General features: G+C 65.4%; 19 protein-coding genes and 2 tRNA genes. 5 read left to right on the top strand and 16 right to left on the bottom strand.

What is annotated here, in order from left to right; genetic code table 11:
* Positions 1-12 precede the first annotated feature (12 nt).
* The gene (locus ACVW17_RS08285) at positions 13-480 is read right to left on the bottom strand and encodes a DUF2269 family protein (protein ID WP_456751427.1); all 468 of its coding nucleotides are present in this window, start codon (positions 478-480) and stop codon (positions 13-15) included.
* A 355-nt stretch (positions 481-835) separates the two neighbouring features.
* Here ACVW17_RS08285 and ACVW17_RS08280 point away from each other — a divergent pair, with 355 nt between their 5' ends.
* Positions 836-1,345, top strand: a complete 510-nt coding sequence (locus ACVW17_RS08280) for a GNAT family N-acetyltransferase (protein ID WP_106326641.1) — start codon at positions 836-838, stop codon at positions 1,343-1,345.
* Positions 1,346-1,510: 165 nt separating this feature from the next.
* Positions 1,511-2,041 (top strand): inorganic diphosphatase, encoded by a 531-nt coding sequence (gene ppa / locus ACVW17_RS08275; protein ID WP_021078233.1) that lies wholly within the window; start codon positions 1,511-1,513, stop codon positions 2,039-2,041.
* 148 nt (positions 2,042-2,189) lie between these two features.
* Here the strand turns inward: ppa and folD are convergent, their stop codons facing one another.
* Genes folD through ACVW17_RS08260 form a run of 3 tightly spaced genes read right to left on the bottom strand, consistent with a single transcriptional unit; the run spans position 2,190 to position 3,739 of the window.
* Complete coding sequence (gene folD / locus ACVW17_RS08270) at positions 2,190-3,074, bottom strand: bifunctional methylenetetrahydrofolate dehydrogenase/methenyltetrahydrofolate cyclohydrolase FolD (protein WP_456751426.1); 885 nt, start codon at positions 3,072-3,074, stop codon at positions 2,190-2,192.
* Between the two features lies 1 nt (position 3,075).
* The gene (locus ACVW17_RS08265; RefSeq protein WP_456751425.1) at positions 3,076-3,411 is read right to left on the bottom strand and encodes a DUF167 domain-containing protein; all 336 of its coding nucleotides are present in this window, start codon (positions 3,409-3,411) and stop codon (positions 3,076-3,078) included.
* 37 nt (positions 3,412-3,448) lie between these two features.
* Positions 3,449-3,739 carry a YggT family protein gene (locus ACVW17_RS08260; protein ID WP_021078230.1) on the bottom strand — a complete coding sequence of 97 codons (291 nt, stop codon included), beginning with the start codon at positions 3,737-3,739 and terminating at the stop codon, positions 3,449-3,451.
* A gap of 297 nt (positions 3,740-4,036) precedes the next feature.
* Between ACVW17_RS08260 and ACVW17_RS08255 the strand changes: the two genes are divergently transcribed.
* Positions 4,037-4,112: transfer RNA gene (locus ACVW17_RS08255), tRNA-Ala, on the top strand.
* A gap of 143 nt (positions 4,113-4,255) precedes the next feature.
* Here ACVW17_RS08255 and ACVW17_RS08250 read toward each other — a convergent pair.
* The 7 genes from ACVW17_RS08250 to ACVW17_RS08220 all read right to left on the bottom strand — a co-directional run bounded on the left by ACVW17_RS08250 (position 4,256) and on the right by ACVW17_RS08220 (position 12,320).
* Positions 4,256-5,065 carry an enoyl-CoA hydratase gene (locus ACVW17_RS08250; RefSeq protein WP_456751424.1) on the bottom strand — a complete coding sequence of 270 codons (810 nt, stop codon included), beginning with the start codon at positions 5,063-5,065 and terminating at the stop codon, positions 4,256-4,258.
* Between the two features lie 116 nt (positions 5,066-5,181).
* Entirely contained in the window at positions 5,182-5,997 is an 816-nt protein-coding gene (locus tag ACVW17_RS08245) for a glutamine amidotransferase (protein WP_456756371.1), read from the bottom strand.
* Between the two features lie 165 nt (positions 5,998-6,162).
* A complete protein-coding gene (locus ACVW17_RS08240; RefSeq protein WP_456751423.1) occupies positions 6,163-6,954 on the bottom strand; it encodes an SDR family NAD(P)-dependent oxidoreductase in 792 nt (263 codons plus the stop codon).
* A 237-nt stretch (positions 6,955-7,191) separates the two neighbouring features.
* Positions 7,192-7,695 carry a tellurite resistance TerB family protein gene (locus tag ACVW17_RS08235; protein WP_456751422.1) on the bottom strand — a complete coding sequence of 168 codons (504 nt, stop codon included), beginning with the start codon at positions 7,693-7,695 and terminating at the stop codon, positions 7,192-7,194.
* 273 nt (positions 7,696-7,968) lie between these two features.
* A complete protein-coding gene (locus ACVW17_RS08230) occupies positions 7,969-9,378 on the bottom strand; it encodes a DUF5939 domain-containing protein (RefSeq protein WP_456751421.1) in 1,410 nt (469 codons plus the stop codon).
* 97 nt (positions 9,379-9,475) lie between these two features.
* Positions 9,476-10,861 (bottom strand): cytochrome P450, encoded by a 1,386-nt coding sequence (locus tag ACVW17_RS08225; protein WP_456751420.1) that lies wholly within the window; start codon positions 10,859-10,861, stop codon positions 9,476-9,478.
* A gap of 94 nt (positions 10,862-10,955) precedes the next feature.
* Complete coding sequence (locus ACVW17_RS08220) at positions 10,956-12,320, bottom strand: hydrolase (RefSeq protein WP_456751419.1); 1,365 nt, start codon at positions 12,318-12,320, stop codon at positions 10,956-10,958.
* A gap of 162 nt (positions 12,321-12,482) precedes the next feature.
* Between ACVW17_RS08220 and ACVW17_RS08215 the strand changes: the two genes are divergently transcribed.
* Positions 12,483-14,162 carry an MFS transporter gene (locus ACVW17_RS08215; RefSeq protein WP_456751418.1) on the top strand — a complete coding sequence of 560 codons (1,680 nt, stop codon included), beginning with the start codon at positions 12,483-12,485 and terminating at the stop codon, positions 14,160-14,162.
* Between the two features lie 119 nt (positions 14,163-14,281).
* On the opposite strand, the gene ACVW17_RS08210 is transcribed toward ACVW17_RS08215, so the two are convergent.
* Together ACVW17_RS08210 and ACVW17_RS08205 are read right to left on the bottom strand one after the other, a co-directional pair.
* Positions 14,282-14,497 carry a cysteine rich repeat-containing protein gene (locus ACVW17_RS08210; RefSeq protein WP_456751417.1) on the bottom strand — a complete coding sequence of 72 codons (216 nt, stop codon included), beginning with the start codon at positions 14,495-14,497 and terminating at the stop codon, positions 14,282-14,284.
* Positions 14,498-14,598: 101 nt separating this feature from the next.
* Positions 14,599-14,880 carry a hypothetical protein gene (locus ACVW17_RS08205; protein WP_456751416.1) on the bottom strand — a complete coding sequence of 94 codons (282 nt, stop codon included), beginning with the start codon at positions 14,878-14,880 and terminating at the stop codon, positions 14,599-14,601.
* Positions 14,881-15,100: 220 nt separating this feature from the next.
* On the opposite strand from ACVW17_RS08205, the gene ACVW17_RS08200 reads away from it, so the two are divergent.
* Positions 15,101-16,165: a polysaccharide deacetylase family protein gene (locus tag ACVW17_RS08200; RefSeq protein ID WP_456751415.1), complete on the top strand. Its 1,065-nt coding sequence runs from the start codon at positions 15,101-15,103 to the stop codon at positions 16,163-16,165.
* A 277-nt stretch (positions 16,166-16,442) separates the two neighbouring features.
* On the opposite strand, the gene ACVW17_RS08195 is transcribed toward ACVW17_RS08200, so the two are convergent.
* The 3 genes from ACVW17_RS08195 to ACVW17_RS08185 form a co-directional block, all read right to left on the bottom strand.
* The gene (locus ACVW17_RS08195) at positions 16,443-17,561 is read right to left on the bottom strand and encodes a hypothetical protein (protein ID WP_456797018.1); all 1,119 of its coding nucleotides are present in this window, start codon (positions 17,559-17,561) and stop codon (positions 16,443-16,445) included.
* 272 nt (positions 17,562-17,833) lie between these two features.
* Positions 17,834-17,909 (bottom strand) — tRNA-Thr (locus ACVW17_RS08190).
* 105 nt (positions 17,910-18,014) lie between these two features.
* Positions 18,015-19,799: a heme biosynthesis HemY N-terminal domain-containing protein gene (locus tag ACVW17_RS08185; RefSeq protein ID WP_456797017.1), complete on the bottom strand. Its 1,785-nt coding sequence runs from the start codon at positions 19,797-19,799 to the stop codon at positions 18,015-18,017.

Below are 19,799 nucleotides of genomic sequence, written 5' to 3'. Positions count from 1 at the left end.
ACGGATCATGCTTCAAAATGGTTTCGCGATCATCAGCCACAGGATGATCATCACCGAGCCGAAGCCGGGAATGCCGAACAGGAACCAGCGGCGAAACAACGCATGGTAGCGCGGCGGCAGCGGCAGACCTTTTTCGACGGCGGCCTGCGCGAGGTCGCGCATCTCCATCTGCATGAAGATGACGGGAATCCAGAACGCGCCGGCCAGGGCGTAGAGCGCAAGCGATACCAACAGCCAGCGTTCGGTGATCCCGGTTGCCGACAGCAGCATCAGCAGTCCGCCGCTCACCGGCTGCAGCAGCACGGCGCTCAGCGTGAAGATCATGTCTGCGATCACGACGGTCGCCGCCGTGCGTGCGATGAACGCTGCATCCTGCGTGCGATGCGCCGCCAGCATGAAGAAGGCGATGCCGGTCCCGGTGCCGAGGATCACGATGGCGCCGAGCACATGCAGATATTTGATCAGGAAGTAGAGCGTCATCGCAGTCCGCTCGGGCCGATTAATACCGCTGCTGCCTTAAGGCCGGCGCACGCGAAAATCCACTGCGGCGGCGCAGCGACCGCGCACGCGGGGTACCCACCTCGCGCCGGGATCGCGCGCCAAATCCTGCCGGCGAATCAGCCCCGAACGAGCATCTTTCAGCGCGACGGCAGTGTCATACTGCGCGCGCGATTCACGCTTTGCACAGGGCCGGGCCAGCGGTCGACCGCTTGAGCCCGGCATGTGTCCTTTTTCGGAACAAGTTTTCATCACACTGATGCAAAAAATCCACAGCTTAACCGATAATTAACGATGGACCTTGAAGGCGGCCCGCTGACTTGCTTTGATCGGATGCATGAGCACAACGCTGATCGAGGTCCGGCCGGCCAAAGCTGCAGACGCGGCTGCGGTGGCGTCTACCCATGACGAAGCCTGGCGCTCGGCGTATCAGGGAATCATCCCCGGCGCCGAACTCGAAAAGCTGATCAATCGCCGCGGCCCGCAATGGTGGGACAGCGCCATCCGCAAGGGCAGCCGCGTCAGCGTGCTGGTGTTCGGCGACCGCATCGCGGGCTACGCCAATTACGGCCGCAACCGCGCCCGCAGCCTGCACTTCGAAGGCGAGATCTACGAGCTCTATCTGCGGCCGGAATTCCAGGGCCTCGGCTTCGGCCGTCGCCTGTTTGCCTCCGCCCGCCGTGACCTCCTGCAGAGCGGCCTGAAGAGCATGGTGATCTGGGCGCTCTCGGATAACGAGCCGGCGACCGAGTTCTACCGCGCGCTGGGCGGACGGATGGTGGCGCGCTCCTCGGAGCGGTTCGGGCCGAAGTCGCTCGACAAGGTCGCTTTCGCCTGGGCGAACTGAAAATCATGCTTCTCTCGCAGCTGCAGCAAGGCTAAACCAGCCTGAGCGCTTGCGCGCGACGGCCAGCCCGGCTCCCAAGGCCGGGCCTGATGTTGTTCGCGGCCCGGCGGCGCCAACAAAAAATCACATCGTTTCTCAACTTCCAAAGGCCACGCGGAGCAATCCATGCGTATCGACGCCATATCGATCGGAAAAAATCCGCCCCACGACGTCAACGTCATCATCGAGGTTGCCGTCGGCGGCGAGCCCATCAAGTACGAGATGGACAAGGAGGCCGGCACGCTCGTGGTGGACCGCTTCCTGTACACGCCGATGCGCTATCCCGGCAATTACGGCTTCATCCCGCACACCCTGTCCGGCGACGGCGATCCCTGCGACGTGCTGATCGTCAACACCCGCGCGATCGTGCCGGGCGCGGTGATGAGTGTCCGTGTGGTCGGCGTGCTCTTGATGGAGGACGAGGCCGGCGGCGACGAGAAGATCATCGCGGTGCCGTCGTCGAAGCTGACCCAGCGCTACGACAAGGTGCATAATTACAGCGACCTGCCCGACATCACGCTGCAGCAGATCCAGCACTTCTTCGAGCACTACAAGGATCTCGAGAAGGGCAAGTGGGTGAAGGTGCTGCGCTGGGGCGACGCCGACGAAGCCCGCAAGCTGATCCTCGAAGGCATCGAGCGCGCGAAGAAGAAGTGACCTACCTCGCCCCGCTTGCGGGGAGAGGTCGGATCGCATCGACAGATGCGATCCGGGTGAGGGGGTACAGGTCCGTCCACCTTCAACACTCGTAGAGAGAGCCCCTCACCCCAACCCTCTCCCCGCAAGAGCGGGGCGAGGGAGCAACTCACACCGCCGGCGCCGGCAGGCCGGCAATCGCGCAGGCGGCGCGCAGCGTGTTGACCAGGAGGCACGCTACCGTCATCTGCCCGACGCCGCCGGGCACCGGCGTGATGGCACCGGCGACATCAAGCGCTTCCTGGAATGCGACGTCGCCGACCAGCTTCGGCTTGCCGCCGGGAACCGGAATCCGGTTGATGCCGACATCGACCACGGTCGCACCCGGCTTCAGCCAGTCGCCACGCACCATCTCGGGGCGGCCGACCGCGGCATAGACCAGATCGGCCTGGGCGCAGAGCTTTGGCAGATCGCGCGAGCGCGAATGCGCGATCGTCACCGTGGCGTTCTCGTTCAACAGCAGTTGCACCAGCGGACGGCCGACCAGATTGGAGCGGCCGATCACGATCGCGTTCATGCCCTCGAGCGAGGCGTGCACGCTCCTGGTCAGGATGATGCAGCCGAGCGGCGTGCAGGGCGACAGCGCCGCGAGGCCGCCGGCGAGCCGGCCGGCATTGTTCGGATGCAGACCATCGACATCCTTGGCCGGGTCGATCGCATTGATGATGGTCTCGGTGTGCAGTGCTTTCGGCAGCGGCAGCTGCACCAGGATGCCGTGGACCATGGGATCGCGGTTGAGCCGCGCGATCAGCGCCAGCAGATCGGCCTGCGAAACGTCCTCGGGCAGCTTGTGCTCGAACGACGCCATGCCGGCGGCCTGGGTCTGGGTGTGCTTGCTGCGCACATAGACTTCGCTCGCGGGATCGTGGCCGACCAGCACGACGGCGAGGCCCGGCGTGAGCGCATGGTCGCGCTTGACGCGGGCGACCTCGTCGGCGACGCGGGCGCGAAGCTCGGCGGCGATGGCTTTTCCGTCGATGATGCGGGCAGTCATGTCAGTCCTTCGTGTCTCGGTTCGGCCCGGCCGCAGTCAATTTCCTCAAGATGTCGCCGAGCTGCCGCGGATCGCCGTCGACCGCCACCTGCTTCAGCCGCGAGGTGGCGCCCGACAGCAGCTTCACCCTGGCCTTGGGCACGCCGAGCGCCTTGGCCAACAACTCGGTCACCGCCCGGTTGGCCTCGCCGCCCTCGGCGATGGCGCGGACCCGCACCTTCACCACCGAGCGGCCGTTGGCCAGCGTCTCGATCCCGTCGATGCCGTCGCGCCCCCCGCGCGGCGTCACGCGCAAGGCGATGCTGATGCCCTCGGTGGAATAGCGCCAAGGATCCATTGCCAAGGCTCCATCAGCAGAGGTCCATCGCCAAGGATCAGATCACGTTGGGATAGATGTAATAGGCGATCACCCGCTGGATGAACATGATGATCAGGATCACGATGATCGGCGAGATATCGAGACCGCCCAGATTCGGCATCACGTTGCGAATTGGCCGCAGCACCGGCTCGGTGATCCGGTAGAGGAACTCGGCCACCGCGGAGACGAACTGGTTGCGCGTATTGACCACGTTGAAGGCGACCAGCCAGGACAGGATGGCCGAGGCGATCAGGAGCCAGACATAGAGGTCGAGGACGATGATGACGATGTCGAGAACAGCGCGCATATGATGGGAGCTCGCGGGTGGGACGACCAGGTAAAGCGCAAACAAACCGGACTGAACCGCCAGCGCGCTTCTTGTTTGAGCAGGATCTTCTCGGAAAACCGCTACGTACTTTTCGCTAGCGCGGCCGACCGGGTCCGGATCATGCACTAAATATCGGTTCATCCCCCCGCAAACAAGGGAAGTTCCGGGCGGGAAAGGCCGAAAACCGCCGTTTCACCGTTCTTGACTTGGCCTTGGGTGGGACTGTAAATGGCGCCCGACTGACGGTCGGGATACTCAGCAACACCCGGCCGCGATGGGGCCATAGCTCAGCTGGGAGAGCGCGTCGTTCGCAATGACGAGGTCGGCGGTTCGATCCCGCCTGGCTCCACCAGCCTTCGCTCGCTTCGCGAGCTTCGGCTAGGCAAGCCCGGAAAGTCCATCGTAGCGAAGTGAGCGAAGGCTGCCACGCCCATAGCCCGAAGGGCGACGGCGGGCCGGTTTAGCAAACTCCGCCCTCGGTTCGTGCTAACCCCCTCACGTCCCCGTAAACCGCGGCGGCCGCTTCTCCACAAAGCTCGCGACGCCTTCCCGGAAATCATTGCCCTTCAGCGCGATCTGCATCTCGCGGTTGGCGTCGATGGTGGCTTCGGCGAGCGTCTGGAACGGCACGTCGTAGACTTGGCGCTTGATGACAGCGATCGCGCTCGGCGAGACGAAGTCGGCGAGGTCGCGGGCATAGGCATAGGTGTCCTCGCGCAGCTTGTCCGGCGCAGAGAGCCGGTTGACGAGACCGATGCGCAGCGCCTCCGCGGCCGACACCCGCCGCGCCGACATCAACAGGTCGAGCGCGTTGGCGTGACCGACGATGCGCGGCAGCATCCAGCTGATGCCGTGCTCGGCGATCAGGCCACGCCGCGCGAAAGCGGTGGTGAACACGGCGCTGTCGGCCGCGAAGCGCAGATCGCAATACAGCGCGTGGACCAGGCCGATGCCGGCAGTGGCGCCATTGAGCATCGCGATCACGGGCTTCTTGATCGCGGGGTAGTAGGCGTAGCGCGTCTGCCAGTCGGCGCGGCGGTTCATGTCGAACGGGATGCTCTCGCCGCGCCTGACCTCGTTGGGATCGATGCCCTGCAACGCTTCCATGTCGGCGCCGGCGCAGAAGCCTCGGCCCGCGCCGGTCAGTACGATGACGCGAACATTGTCGTCGTTGGCTGCCGCCTCCATCGCGTGGCGCACGTCGCGCTCCATGATCGCGGTCCACGCATTCATGCGGTCGGGACGATTGAGCGTGATGGTCGCGATCCGGTCGCTGACCTCATAGAGGATGTGCTGGTAGCCCACGGCGATCTCCCTGTGCCTTGTTGTTATTGATAGGCGCGGCGCCACGGCCTGCGCGCGGCAGGTAACACTAGCACATCCATCACGATGAAAAGGCGGCGCGAAATTCCGCGCTGCGGCTATTCCGCGGCCTGTAGCATCACCGGCTGCGGCACGCGCGCGATCCAGCCGTCGATGAAATGCGTCAGCCAGGCGCGCTCGGCGGCATCGTGAACGGCGCGCTCGGCGAAGTGCTGATGACGAGGCTGTGCCCCCGGCGAATCCATCCGTGCACACCCGCGCGCGGTCCAGCGATGCATCATCGCGTAGGTGACGTCGGGATGGAATTGCAGGCCGAACGCATTGCCGAACTGGAACGCCTGGACCGGGAAATCATCGCCCGCCGCGAGCAGGTCTGCGCCGGCCGGCAATTGAAAGCCCTCGCCATGCCAGTGATAGACGCGCGCCGGCCAGTCCGGGCAGAGTGCGCGCCCCGCTGCCGTCGGCCTGACCGGGTAATAGCCGACCTCGACACGACCTTGCGGATGCGGTGCGACCTTGGCGCCGAGCTGCCGCGCCAGCATCTGCCCACCGAGGCAGATGCCGAGGAACGGGCGCTGCTCGCGCAAGGGAACGGCGATCCAGTCGATCTCACGCCGCACATAGTCGTCGGGATCGTTGGCGCTCATCGGGCCGCCGAAGATCACGGCGCCGGCATGCGCCTCGAGCGTCTCGGGCAGCGCATCGCCGAAGCGCGGGCGGCGGATGTCGAGGGGGTAGCCCAGCGCACGCAGCGCGTTGCCGATCCGGCCGGGGGTCGACGTCTCCTGATGCAGCACGATCAGCACCGGCCGCAGCGGGGTCCGATCTGCGATCTGATCCTTGAGCGTGACCGCAGCCGGCCTTCGGCTTGCGAAGGGCACCACGACACGGGTTTGGTCAGACCGGAACGACATCGCCTCCGACTTGGCCTCGAACTTGAAGGTTTGGCCTCTGCTCAAAGTTTCGGCACGTAAGGCACGATCATAGCTAAGTGGTCGTTAACATCGTGTGAGTTTGCGCACACCCAGGCGAAGCAAATCGCGGGCCAGAAACAGGCTTAACGGCGATGAATCGGCGCGTTAGCGCTTGCGGAGCTGGAAACCGCCGACCGCGGTCAGGATGAAGGAGCGCGGGAATAGCCGGAGCAGGAACGGCACCAGCTTGATGAAGGCGCCGGGCAGCACCGCGCGCTTGTTGGCCATCAGGCCGCGATAGGCCTGACGGGCGACCTCATCAGGCGCGACGTTGAGGATGGCCGAATCGAAGCCGGGGGCAAAGCCGGCGCGATCCTGGAATTCGGAGGGCACGGGACCCGGGCAAACCACGGTGACGCGCACGCCTTTCGGCGCCAGCTCGCAACGCAGCGCCTCGGAGAACGAGAGCACATAGGCCTTGCTGGCGTAGTACACAGCCATGCCGGGCCCCGGCAGGAATCCGGCGATCGAGCCGAGATTGAGGATGCCGCCGCGGTTGCGGATCAGCTGATCGGCAAAGCGCAGCGTCAGGTCGGTCAGCGCGCGGATATTGACGTTGATCACGTCGAGCTGTTCGGCACGATCGCGCTCGACGGCGAGGCCGAACAGGCCGAAACCGGCATTGTTGACGAGATATTCGACCTCGACCCCAGCCTCGGCCAGGGCCGCGGCGATCTTATCACCCGCATCGGTCTGCTGGAGGTCGCAGGGAATCACGATCGGCGCCGCGCCGGCCGCCGCACCTGGCTTGGCCCCGAGTTCGTCGGCGAGCGCCTTCAGGCGATCGGCGCGCCGTGCCACCAGCGCCACGCGGTGACCATTCGATGCAAACACGCGCGCCAGTTCGGTGCCTATGCCCGCCGATGCCCCGGTTATCAGCGTCACACGCTCAGCCACGTTCAAACTCTTACTGCAAATTCTAGTGAGGTCCCCAACGGCGCGACGAGAGCATAGGCATGCGGTGTGACGCAAGACGCGTATGGGCTTGTGGATAGTTGTGGACCGCCGATTTGGCGATGAAATCGCCAGATTTTCAGTCGTATCGCCCCACAATCGCTGCGGAAATTAAAGTTTCTTAAAGTTTCGTCATCCGCGAGGCCGGCGATGGTGCTTCCGCTTGCGCCTGCGACCGTGTCAGATCGCCGCGTCCGCGGTGCCCCATGGGCCCTTTGGCAGCGCTGCCTGCTTCTCGGCGACCCGGTGCTTGAGGTCGATGCGGTCGCGCGAGGAGATGCCGAGCAGATCGGCCGCGCGCCAGACCACATTGTCCTCGAACTCGCTGACCTGGCCGTCGGCATAGACCAGCTCCCACATCATCTCGACGATGCGCAGCCGTCCCTCCTCGTTCACCGAGCGCATGATCACACTGGTAAAGTGATAGAGATCTACGGCCTCACCCTCGACGCGCATGGCGGAGGTGATCAGCTTGTCGGCGGTGCCGGGATCGAGCTGGAAACGGCTCTCGATCAGGCTGTGCAGCTTGAGCTTTTCGGCAGGCGTCGGCTCGCCGTCGAGCGAGACGACGTGCACCAGTAGCGCTGTCGCCGCCAGGCGATAGTCGCCGTCATTGAACGCGCGATCGGCCTGAGCATCGGGGGAGACGATATCGGCAATGAATTGTCGGAGTCCGTCGAGCATCGCTCTCTCTGCGCAATGAAGAAGTCTTCGATCGGAGCATGATCCGTCCGGAAAACCGCTACATACTTTTCCGGATCGTGCTCCAAAACCTATATGGCGTGGAAACAAAACCGGTGCAATCGCGCAGGTTCCCGCCGCGGCATTACGTTTCGGCAATATGACCGATTCCTCCGTCATTGCGGGGAGCGTAGCGAGGAAGCAATCCATGCCACCGCATATGCTGAGGTATGGATTGCTTCGCTCCGCTCGCAATGACGGTGCGAGATTGAAATACTACGGTATCTCGTACACCACGAGCTTGTCAGCAATGCCGCGCAGCGCCGCTTCCTTCTGGATCGGCTTGATCGCCGCGCGATCGAGGATCCCTGCGACTTCAACCGATTCCATCACCGGCTGGGTCAGATGGATTTCCTGCGACGTCGACAGGCTCTGCACCCTGGCGGCGATATTCACGGTCTGGCCGAAATAATCCTGCCGCTCGTTCAGCGTCACCGCGAGGCACGGCCCCTCATGGATGCCGATCTTGACGATCAGGTCTTCCTTGCCGCGCTCGGTGTTGAGCTGCTTCATCGCCGCCCGCATGCGCAGGCCCGCCGACAGAGCGTGCTCGGGCCGAATGAAGGTCGCCATCACGGCATCGCCGATCGTCTTCACAACGGCGCCGCGCTCGGAGGCGATGATCTCAAGCAGCGCGTGGAAATGCGCGCGCACCAGATCGAATGCGGCGAGATCGCCGACCCGCTCGTAGAGCGCGGTCGAACCCTTCAGATCGGTGAACAGGAAGGTCAGCGCGGTGATCTTCAGCCGCTGATCGCCGGTGAGGTTGTCGGCCTTGAACACATCGCGGAAGGTCTGGTTCGACAGCATCCGCTTCGCGGTGAGGATCGGCTTGCGCTTGCCAAGCAGCTTGTGCAGCGGATCGCCGGCGATCCACACCGAGGGCAGCACGCGGACATCGGCGTGATTCTCCAGCGAAAGCCGCAGGGGCCCCGGCCGCATCGTCGAGGTGCCGGTCGGCGCATGCGACTTGTTGAACGCGATCGAGAACTGCTGACGCTCGGCAGTCGGCTCGCCCTCGACGGCAAAGAAATGCGCCGAATGCGTCACCGGCTCGAACACGATGACGAACTGATTGGGCAGGTTGAGCGACAGGATCGCCTTTTCGCCGGGCGGCAGCTCGAGCCCCTCCAGCGTCACCTCGTTGATCAGCGTCGACACTGAACTCTCGTCGAACTCGATCCCCGAACTCCAGAACATCTGCCGGAAGTATTCCCAGATCGGCAGCGTGTTCGGATCGTGCGCAGCGATGTGGCGAACCCGCGGGCTGACGGTGAAGGCAACCTCGACCAGCTCGTCGACCGAGGCCTCGTAGCCGGCGGCGCACAGCGCGCAATTATAGTCATCGTGACGCAGCGACTTCAGCGTGGTGTGGGCGTCGAGCACGCCGCCGCAGCCCGGGCACAGCACGTTCCAGCTCATGTCGAACAGGCCGAGCCGGGAGGCATGCAGGAAACCGGAGATCACCTTCTCCTCGTCGAGGCCGGTGCGCCGCGAAAAATCCAGAGCGTTGATGCGATTGAGCTCGCGATCGTGACCATCGGCAATCAATTGCTGCATGGCATCGACGACGGCCGGATCGGTCGTCTGCCTGAGGACTGCGAAATGCGCCTGCGTATCGCTCATGGTGAGCCCCTAGAGCAGATCCGGAAAAGTGGAGACCTGTTTTCCGAAAAGATCATGCTGAATCAAGAAATGAGCATTGCGACACTATCGCGCAAGATCAGCGCGGCTTGATCGTAAAGGCCGGCGAGCGGTTCGGCTGCGTCGTCACCACGCCGATCGGCAGCACCGGTTCCTTGTCCGCCAGCGCGACGCGGAACGCGCCGATGATCTTCGCAAGCGCGAGCGTCGCCTCGACCAGCGCAAAATGCGCGCCGATGCAGACCCGCGCGCCGACGCCGAACGGCAGATAGGCGAAGCGATCCGGCGGCGTCCCCGTCATGAAACGCTGCGGCACGAACGCATTCGGATCGCGCCACAGTCTTTCATGCCGGTGCAGCAGCCACGGCGCGATCAGAATTACGTCATGCTTCCTGACCGGCCGGCCCGCAATGATATCGGGACCACCGGCCGCACGCGCGATTAAAAACGCTGGCGGATAAAGCCGCATGGTCTCGTCGACCACCGCGCGGGTGAATTTCAGCCGCTCGATGTCGAGCGCGCCATTCGTCGCCACCCTCCTGACTTCTGCCGCCAGCTGCTCCTGGGTCTCGGGGTCGAGCGCCAGCAGATAGAGCGCCCAGAACAGCGCGGTCGCAGTCGTCTCATGGCCGGCCAGGATCATGGTCGCGACCTGGTCGCCGAGCTGGGCATCGGTGAAGGCCTCACCGGTTTCCGGGTCTCGCGCGGCGCCCATCAGATCGAACAGGTCGCGGGCCGGTGCATTGTCATCCTTGCCGGCGGCACGGCGCTCAGCCATCAGCTGACCGACGAACGCAGTCCAGCGCTTGCGGAAGCGGGCGCGCCGGAAGTCCTGCGGGGTCGGCCAACCCAGCGGGAGTATCAGGTCCAGCATGTGCGGCCGTGCCAGCGTGTCGCCATACTCCATCACGAAATCGCGCAGCGCGGCGCCGTGGCGATCCATGCCGAACGAGAACATGGTGCGGCCGGCGATCTCCAGCGTCATGCGCTGCATTACCTCGCGCAGATCGACCGGGCCACCGCTCGCGGCCGTCAGCTTGGCGATGGTCTCGTCGACCGCCGCGATCATGTAGGGCTCGAGCGTGGTCACCGCGCGCGGCGTGAATGCCGGCGCCAGGGTGCGGCGCTGATGCTTCCACGCGCGGCCTTCGGCGATCAGCAGTCCCTCGCCCAGCATCGGGCGCAGCACGCGAAGGCCGGCCGGCGTGCGGGTGTAATTCTCGTAATTGTCGACCAGCACGTGGCGGATCGCATCAGGGGCGTTGAGGATGAAGCTTGAGCGGCCGAGAAAATGGCCTTGCACGATGTCATCCTGATAGGCGCGCTGGCCCCAGGTCTCGATCGGCGAGTTGCGCATCACCCGCATCCGCTGAAGCCCGGTCATGTCGTCGGGCGCGCGCGGCGGGGCGGGCGGGACCAGGGGGCGCCGCGTGACCGTGATATCGTAGACTTCGGCTATGCTCATGGTCCTCGCTTCCTGCCTCACGCAACAGCCGATCCGGCCATGCGATCCCGGCGCCATGAAGGCGCGCGGACCCTTTATAGGTCTTGCACAAGACCTAATAAGTCAGCTCGGCAACTGCAATCCGGTTCTCCGATGCCGGCCAGGCCCGCATCACAATGCGCTCCATGTTGAAGATTGCGGCGAGCGGACGGCCGATCTCGGCCGCGGTGAGCCGCAATGTCGTCACCGCATCGGTCGGCACGCCCGATTTGATGTCGGCCGGCTCCTTGCCGTCGAACAGCACGACATCGCGCGGTAATCCGAAATAGCCGCGCGGCCGCGACATCAGCACGATCGCGCCCGCACCGGCATCGGCGGGGCCGAGCGGCCGCGCCGCGCGCAGATGCACGATCTCGGAGGAGCGCGGAAACGGCGAACGATAGATGTGGGTCGTCACCGCATCGGGCGAGGTCAGCACGAATTCGAGCGGCCAGGACGGATCGACCTGCGCCGGCCCCCAGCGGCCGTCGGCGCCGGTCTGCGAGCTGTGCAGCGGGCCGCCGATCCGCTCGCCGGTCTCCGCCGCCACATGATAGATGTCGACCGTGGCGCCCGGCACCGGGCGGTTGGTCGGCACGCCGCCGGTTGTGCCGGTGACGAGGCCGCTCAACCTCACCGGCTGCTCCGGTGCGATCTCGATCCGCGACGGCTCGTGCCCCGCGATGAACTTGTAGATTTCGCGAAAGGCGCGCGGATGATAGGCGGTCTCGCGATGATCGACCGCGCCGAGCACCAGATTGGTCGCGCCCTTCAGCGCCGGACCATCTGACGTGACGTTGGTCGGCGTACCCGGCTTGCCGATGAAGCGGCCATCGGCTTGCGCATATTTGTCGAGACCATCGCTGCGCAAGGTCAGGAATGCGGTGCCCGCGGTCACCTCGCTGTCGCCCTCATTCAGCCCGCGCAGGAACGGGCCGCGACCGTTGAACTCGTTGCCGAGGCCGTCGTCCGACCCATAGACGCCGTGATTGGGCGTGCCGCACAGCACCGCGTGGCTGACGTCGCCGCCGCCACCGTTCTTGATGAAGTTGCGGATCGCATTGCCGCCGCGGGAATTGCCGACCAGCGCGATCCGCGCGGCGCCGGTGTTCTGCTTCAGTTCCCTGACCGCCTCGGCGAGCGCGCGGCGCTGATCCTCGGTCGAGGAGCGTCCCGCCTGCTCGACCTTGTCATCGGCGCGCGCCAGCGGATCGGCGAAATTGATCGCGGCCATGCGCTCGCGCGGCACGCCGTTGGTTTCCATCCGCCACAGCGTCGTCAGCCAGAGCGCGGCGTGGTCGCCATTGCCGTGCACGAACAGGATCGGCGGCGGAATCTCGGCGGCGGACGCCGGCTGGGCCAGCGCCGGGGTGGCGAGGCGGCCGGCCATCAGCGACAGCGCGCCGGTCCCTTGCAAAAATCTCCGCCGCGACAGCGCCATCGGTCCCCTTCCCCAATCCTTCCTCAGGTCTTTCAGGGCTTTAGCTGTGACCTACATCAGCGAAATATACCGTAATCGCTGGACAGGACACGCGTTTGCCGGGCATCAGTTGATACAGCCGGAATCATTCAACAATTCATAGCAGGCCAACCGGAACCGGATATGACCGAACCGCGTGATCGCTCCGACAGTATCACTGCACCGTTGCGGCATTCAATCTTCCGGCGCATCTGGCTCGCCAGCCTGCTCTCCAATCTCGGCATCCTGATCCAGGGCGTCGGCGCCGCCTGGGCGATGACCCAGATGACCGCCGAGGCCGACAAGGTGGCGCTGGTGCAGACCGCGCTGATGCTGCCGGTCATGCTGATCTCGATGCCGGCCGGCGCCATCGCCGACATGCATGACCGCCGCGTTGTGGCGCTGGTGTCGCTCATGATCGCGCTGTCCGGCGCCACCACGCTGACGGTGCTGGCCTGGCTCAATCTGGTGACGCCGAACATCCTGCTCGCGCTGTGCTTCGTGGTCGGCAGCGGCATGGCGCTGTTCGGCCCGGCCTGGCAATCCTCGGTCAGCGAGCAGGTGCCGTCCGAGACGCTGCCCGCCGCGGTCGCGCTGAACGGCATCAGCTACAACATCGCGCGCAGCTTCGGTCCTGCGATCGGCGGCATCGTGGTGGCGTCCGCGGGCGCGGTGGCGGCATTCGCGGCCAACGCCGTGCTGTATCTGCCGCTGCTGGTCGTGCTGTTCCTGTGGCGGCGCGTCAGCGAGCCGTCGCGGCTGCCGCGCGAGCGGCTGAACCGCGCGATCGTCTCCGGCGTGCGCTACATCACCAATTCGCCGTCGATCAAGATCGTGCTGACCCGCACCATGGTGACCGGCATCATCGGCGGCTCGGTCTCGGCGCTGATGCCGCTGGTGGCGCGCGACCTGCTGCATGGCGGCGCGCAGACCTACGGCATCATGCTCGGCGCGTTCGGCATGGGCGCGGTGATCGGCGCGCTCAACATCAGCGAGATCCGCAGCCGGCTCAGCGGCGAGGCCGCGATCCGCGTCTGTGCGTTGACGATGGGGGCGGCGATCGCGGCCGTGGCCGTGAGCACGCAGCCGGTGATCACCGCGGCAGCCCTGGTGGTTGCCGGCGCGGTGTGGATGCTGGCGATCGCGCTGTTCAATATCGGCGTGCAGCTGTCGGCGCCGCGCTGGGTCGCCGGCCGGTCGCTGGCGGCCTTCCAGGCCTCGATCGCCGGCGGCATCGCGATCGGCAGCTGGTGCTGGGGCCGCATCACCGATCTCGGCGGCGTCGAGATGGCGCTGTTGATCTCGGCCGGCCTGATGCTGCTGTCGCCGGTGCTCGGCATCTGGCTCAGGATGCCGCCGATCGGCGCCCGCAACGAGGACGCCACCGATATGCTGGCCGATCCCGAGGTGCGGCTGCAACTGAGCGGGCGCAGCGGGCCGCTGGTGGTCGAGATCGAATACCGGGTGGCGCAGGACAAGGCCCGCGCCTTCCACAATGTGATGCAGGACGTGCAGCTGAGCCGCCAGCGCAACGGCGCCTATGGCTGGTCGATCGCGCGCGACATCGCCGATCCCGAATTGTGGACCGAGCGCTACCACTGCCCGACCTGGCTCGATTTCCTGCGCCAGCGCAATCGCGCCACCCAGATCGAGCGCGAATTGCATCAGAAGGCGGCCGACTTCCACATCGGTGCCGAACCGATCCGGGTGCGCCGGATGCTGGAGCGTCCGTTCGGCTCGGTGCGCTGGAAGGACGAGACCCCGGACCGCGCCGCCAAGGAGGTGATCCCGGTGGTGGCGACCGCGGCGGGGAGTAGTACGTAGTCTCGATCGTCGTCGTTCCGGGGCGCGCGAAGCGCGAGCCCGGAATCCATACTCACGATCGTGGTTATGGATTCCGGGCCCATCGCTGACGCGATGTCCCGGAATGACGACGGCTGGCGCTACTGCCCGTTATCGATAAGCGTCTGCTGGCAGGGCTTGCTGAGGCGGCTGCGATGCTCCTTCAGGCAGGCCAGCACGACCTGATCGCCCTCGCTGAGATGCGCACGGCAGAACCGCGACGCATCGCGTGAGCAGGCATCGCGTCCCTGCTGCTGTGCAGAGGCGGCCGACGCCAACAGAACGAATGGCACGACGGCGAGCAGAAATCGGGTCATGTCTCAAAGCCTCTAAAGAATGCACCGCCGGTTCTATAGTGTTTCAGCGCCGGGAAGAAGCTTGAAACGGCGGGCCGACCGGTCGGTTCCACCGCGCAAGATCACTCCGCGGCGGCCCGGCGCTGGGCGGCGAGATCGCGATCCAGCACGACGCGGCAGCCGCTGGTCAGCTGGGAGCGATTCCTGATCATGCAGGCGGTGATTTTGGGGATGTTCGGGATCTCTGCGCTGCACAGGCGGAACGCGTCGCCGGTGCACATCTGCTGCGCCTCGGCGCTGAACGCGAAGCCCGCGGTCGGCGACAACACGGACACGCTGGCCGCAACGGCCAACGCAACGCTGGCCCTGCGGACGGTAACCCGGCTCCTGAAGATGGTGGTCATGATCGGCTCCCATCGGCACCGCGAATGGCGGGGCCCGTTGTTCGATGGGTCCGATACTGCGCGGGCGCGAGCCAGCAGACTGTGATAGTCATCACGCAGGCGTAAGCCGCACTTTTTCTTGCCGTTCCGGCGCCCCGTTGGGATCGCGTTAAGACCTTGTTGGCATTAATCGCTCGTTACGGCTGTGGCGTATCCCTGAGTTCCGAGAGAGTGTGTAGCGATGCGTAGTGCGTTGGGCCTGATGCTGGCCAGTGTTGTAGCGGCGATCGTGATCGCCGGCGTGTGGTTCTGGACCTCCTCTCCGCGTGCCGACGCGGCACCTCCGCAGACCACGGCCGCAAGCCAGGCCGATCCGCTTCCCGCGGCGGCCAAGCAGGCCGCCAGGGACGATGTCGAGACGACCGCCGCGCTGTCGAAGCGCGCCGATGCCACCCAGGCAGCCGCCCCGGCCGCCGCCCCCGCAGCGGCGCCGATGCCGGCCCCGGTCGCAGCCGCGGCCACGCCCAAATGCAACAATCCAGACGCGCTCGGCATCAGCCGCACCGTCGTGGTCGACACCACGGGCGGCCCGGGCTTCGGCTTCCTGCAATACAAGCAGTACGACTTCCTGACCGACCATGAGGTCGTGCTGACCTTCGACGACGGTCCGTGGCCGACCACGCCCGCGGTGCTCAAGGCGCTGGCGGATGAGTGCACCAAGGCGGTGTTCTTCCCGATCGGCCTGCACACCACTTATCACCCGGATATCCTGCGCCAGGTCGCAGCCGCGGGCCACACCATCGGCGCCCACACCTGGTCGCATGCGCATCTGGCGGGCAAGAAGATCACCGAGCAGCAGGCCAAGGACGAGATCGAGAAGGGCTTTAGCGCGGTGAAGCTGGCGCTCGGCGCCAACCCCGCCCCGTTCTTCCGCTTCCCGGCGCTCGCGCATACGCCGGCCACCACGGCCTATCTCGGCACCCGCAACATCGCGATGTTCTCGGTCGACGTCGATTCCAACGACTTCAAGTCCAAGAACTCCGACGAGGTGATCAACAACGTGATGACCAAGCTCGACAAGGAGCACAAGGGCATCATCCTGATGCACGATCTGCAGAAGCACACCGCGCAGGCGCTGCCGACGCTGCTGCGCAAGCTGAAGGCGGGCGGCTACAAGGTGGTCTGGATGAAGGCCAAGACCCAGATCGAGACGCTGCCCGAATACGACGCGATGATGGCGAAGACCGAGAAGCCGGTCGCATCGGGCCGGCCGATCGGCAACGTCGTGCAGACCGTCGCGGACTAACGCAGCCAACGCATTCGACACGCTCAACGCAAGGCGCCCCCGGATCGGATCCGGGGGCGCTTTCGTTTTGCGGCCCTAGCCACCCTTCAAGGGAACGCGTGTCGCGCCCTGCGGTGGCTCCAGCCAAAACAAGCGAAACAACCCCATGCAAAGGAGCTGAAAGGTGCCAAGTTACCAGTAAATCCCGTGGCGACGCAGCTCGCCGATGATCCGGCCCTCGGTCCAGCGCCGGGCGTGGCGATGATGGCTCGACCGGTGCGCTCCTCCCGCTGCTCGCCTACCGCCGGGCGTCGGGCGCCGCTGACGGCTGGACGCTGGCCTGCTGCGCTGGCACTGCTGCACGGTCGGTTGGGCTTGCAGCCGCGTGGCGACCGACGCTGCGCGCTCGACATATCTTGGCGCCTCCGGCGGCTTCGGCGGTGCTTCGACGGCGGGCACCGCCGGCGCCTCGCCCCCTTGAAGCAAACTTTTCGCCGCAATGTTCGCACGCGTGTTCCTTGTGAGGAAAGAATGCCAAATCACCTGTGTCGAAGTGCGGGCTCTCGCAGCGTGGGCACGTCAAGCTGACAACTTTGTCAGATAGATGTGGAAGCGCTTGCTGAGCCATGAAATATTGGACATGCGTTTCGGTAAGCTCGACTCCGTCAACCGCGACATGATCGAAGGTGTCGTCCACGACGATGGTCCCTTGTGAGTCATACAAATGGATATGCAAGCCTTCCTCTTCCGCACGCGTTGAAGTCCAAACCAGTGCGGGATTCGACGCCCAGATTTGCATGCCTCCCGGATACGAGGCCTGCTTTACGTCGAGATTGCGGGGCGCTCTCACGGGCGGGATATCATGCTGCACTCGCTTCAGGAGCGCGACTGGATTGGAAATCGACTTTTCCGAATCGTTGAAATGGCGTCCACAAGCTTGGCACATGTGCCTGCGGTGCGGCCTGAGGGCAAAATAGCCCGCGTCCAAGTGTGCCTCGTCGCAGTGAGGGCACCGCAGAAGTTTGACGTCGCGGTTGAGAAAGCGACTTAGATAAAAGCTTATCGCGGTGTCACCCGTGATAGTTGCCTGCTCGGTTGGCGAGAGCTTCACGATGACAGTGTCGAAGGTATCATCAACTTGCTTGCTGCCCTCCTTGGTTGCGCGGGCGTGAACGTGAATTCCCATCTCCGGTGGCATCGACGACGTATCGTAGACGGCTAGTACCGCTCCCCAAAGGGCAATGCCGCCCGGATGTTCAGATGCATCAAGCTCGATTACCTTGGGTGCCTTAGTCGCCTTGGCAACGCCAACACACTCAGGGAGACGCACGCCATGCGTACCCGTCGCGTTCGATTGGTGCGCTCGACACCAATAACGCGGCTTTCCGTTCCTCTGTTTTCCGACGTGCTCGATCAAGCAGCGGTCATCGCGGAGATGGGGCATGGAAAGGGCCTTGCTTTGTAACCCCTTAGAACATAAAGGGAACAATTTGTCCAGTTCCGCAACTAGAGGAAGAGCGCAACTCCTCAGCACTAAGATCGGTTGATATCGTCAGAGACTATTTGCTAGCGGCAGCGTACGCTTATGCCTTGTTCACTCAGCCTCGCTGAGGCGATATGCGCAAATCACGCGGCCAAAGATCGTCGCCATCAAGCAACATTAAGCTACTGATCTAATGTAGGAAATGCTGGTGCCGCAAGAGGGACTCGAACCCCCGACCCCGTCATTACGAATGACGTGCTCTACCAACTGAGCTATTGCGGCGAACCGTTCGGCAACGGCCTGACAGCGCGCACCTGATATCGGGCATGACCCCGATTGGCAAGATGACGCGGGTATTTAACCGCCCGGCGGTTATCTACCTACGAATTAGCTTCCCAAACGTGACAGAAATCCGCGCCAGCCGCCCGCCTGGGCTTTGGGCGGGCCGATTTGTTCCGCGAATTCGTCGACCGGGCCGTCCTCGTCGACCCCGGGGTCGTCGGGGGCGCGTACGATCGGGATCACGGCCGGGATCGGCGCTGGCGGTGCCTTGGGCAGGTCGGTCCGGGAGCGGAACAGGGGCGCCGGGGCCGGCGGCGCCGGTTCGGCGGCTGCTGGCGGCGGGGCCGGCTCCGGCGCGGCCGGGGCGGGCTCTGCCTCGATGGCCGCTGGCAGCGGGGCGTTATCCTGGGCGGTCGGCGCGGCCGGCTCCACTGGTTTGCTCTCGGCCGGCTTCACCTCGACCGGTTCAACCGGGTTGGCCGGCTCCGGCGGTTTGGCTGTCTCCGGCTCGCTGGCCAGCTCCTTGGCCAGTTCCCTGGGCGGCTCGACCCGGCGCGGCGCCAGCATCGCCTCCTCGAACGGCGAGGGCTCGATCGCATGGCCCTTGTCGGAGGGCAGCGCCGCGACCGGGGTCTGCCACTGGAAGGCATCGAGGCGGCCGGTGACCGGCGAGACCGGACGCCAGCGGTCGGAGACATAGCCGTCGGCGGTCCACACCGGATCATGCAGCGCGCGCACCGCGCGCAAGGTCCAGGCCCGCGCCCGGCCGCTGTCGCCATGCTCGGTGCGCTCGATCTCGGCCATCAGCAGCGCGACGCGCTGCGTCGGCGCTGCTGCGAACGGCTCCAGCGCCGCACGCGCCTTGGCGAACTCGGCCGCATCGATCGCCGCGCGCGCGATCGCCAGCGCGCCTTCGATATGGCCCGGCGTCTTCGCCGCCAACGTCTCGACCCGCACCAGGCGCTGGCGCGCGGAATCGCCGAGCCGAACATGCGAATAGGCGTCGGCGAGATCGGGATGCGGCTGCGTGAGCCACGCGGTCTCGACGATGCGCATCGCGCGGCGCACCTGATGCGCCTCGCTCTCGAACTTCGCGGCGAGCACGGCGGCCGGGATCAGCGTCGCCGCCAGCTTCACCGCCTCCATCGCACTCGCGCGCGACAGATCGCGATCGATGGTCTCGAATTCCAGCGCGCGCGCCGTCAGCAGCACGCCGCGCTGCCGCCGGTAGGTCGCCTTGTCGATCAATCCGGCGCTCTGGTTGTTGTCGATGATCGACAGCGCGCCGGCCCAATCGCCCTTGGCGCAGCAGAAGCCGAGCACCGCATGCGACGCCCATGACGACGACGGCGACAGCTTCAGCGCTTCCTCGGCGATCATCACGGCGGCCACCGGATCGTCGGCGCGCTGCGCTTCGATGAACAGGCCGCGCAGGCCGAGCAGCCGCGTGTCGGCGCGCTCGGCCATGGCGCGGAAGGCGCGCTGCGCGCCGTCGCGGTCGCCATCGAGCTGCGCCGATTGCGCGTGCAGCAGCAGCGCCAGCGGATCGCCTCCGGCATGGCGCCGCGCCAACTCGGCATGCGCACGCGCCGCCGATGAATCGCCATGTCCGACCGCGAGCAGGCCTTGCGTGATGGCGTGACGACCGCGTGCCTGGCGCCGCTCGCGGCTGCCGCGGCGGATGTGGCCCGGGATCTTCCACAGCGCGCGCAGGATCACACCGGCGACCATCGCAACGACAATGAGGAGGCCGAGCAGATACATCGGCTGCTTCGACGTCAGGCGGAAGCCGCCCCAATTCAGCACGAGATCGCCGGGCTGATCGGCCAACCAGGCCGCACCCGCTGCAGCGAGCGCGATCAGCAGCAGAAACAGAATGATCCGGATCAT

This window comes from Bradyrhizobium sp. USDA 4473, from assembly GCF_054063335.1.
This window is presented reverse-complemented; position numbering and strand designations above follow the sequence as displayed.

Bases quoted from the DNA above. Each gene is read 5' to 3' on its own strand.
- ACVW17_RS08285 (WP_456751427.1), bottom strand. From the start codon at position 480: ATGACGCTCTACTTCCTGATCAAATATCTGCATGTGCTCGGCGCCATC.
- ACVW17_RS08280 (WP_106326641.1), top strand. From the start codon at position 836: ATGAGCACAACGCTGATCGAGGTCCGGCCGGCCAAAGCTGCAGACGCG.
- ppa (WP_021078233.1), top strand. From the start codon at position 1,511: ATGCGTATCGACGCCATATCGATCGGAAAAAATCCGCCCCACGACGTC.
- folD (WP_456751426.1), bottom strand. From the start codon at position 3,074: ATGACTGCCCGCATCATCGACGGAAAAGCCATCGCCGCCGAGCTTCGC.
- ACVW17_RS08265 (WP_456751425.1), bottom strand. From the start codon at position 3,411: ATGGATCCTTGGCGCTATTCCACCGAGGGCATCAGCATCGCCTTGCGC.
- ACVW17_RS08260 (WP_021078230.1), bottom strand. From the start codon at position 3,739: ATGCGCGCTGTTCTCGACATCGTCATCATCGTCCTCGACCTCTATGTC.
- ACVW17_RS08245 (WP_456756371.1), bottom strand. From the start codon at position 5,997: ATGTCGTTCCGGTCTGACCAAACCCGTGTCGTGGTGCCCTTCGCAAGC.
- ACVW17_RS08235 (WP_456751422.1), bottom strand. From the start codon at position 7,695: ATGCTCGACGGACTCCGACAATTCATTGCCGATATCGTCTCCCCCGAT.
- ACVW17_RS08230 (WP_456751421.1), bottom strand. From the start codon at position 9,378: ATGAGCGATACGCAGGCGCATTTCGCAGTCCTCAGGCAGACGACCGAT.
- ACVW17_RS08225 (WP_456751420.1), bottom strand. From the start codon at position 10,861: ATGAGCATAGCCGAAGTCTACGATATCACGGTCACGCGGCGCCCCCTG.
- ACVW17_RS08220 (WP_456751419.1), bottom strand. From the start codon at position 12,320: ATGGCGCTGTCGCGGCGGAGATTTTTGCAAGGGACCGGCGCGCTGTCG.
- ACVW17_RS08215 (WP_456751418.1), top strand. From the start codon at position 12,483: ATGACCGAACCGCGTGATCGCTCCGACAGTATCACTGCACCGTTGCGG.
- ACVW17_RS08210 (WP_456751417.1), bottom strand. From the start codon at position 14,497: ATGACCCGATTTCTGCTCGCCGTCGTGCCATTCGTTCTGTTGGCGTCG.
- ACVW17_RS08205 (WP_456751416.1), bottom strand. From the start codon at position 14,880: ATGACCACCATCTTCAGGAGCCGGGTTACCGTCCGCAGGGCCAGCGTT.
- ACVW17_RS08200 (WP_456751415.1), top strand. From the start codon at position 15,101: ATGCGTAGTGCGTTGGGCCTGATGCTGGCCAGTGTTGTAGCGGCGATC.
- ACVW17_RS08185 (WP_456797017.1), bottom strand. From the start codon at position 19,799: ATGATCCGGATCATTCTGTTTCTGCTGCTGATCGCGCTCGCTGCAGCG.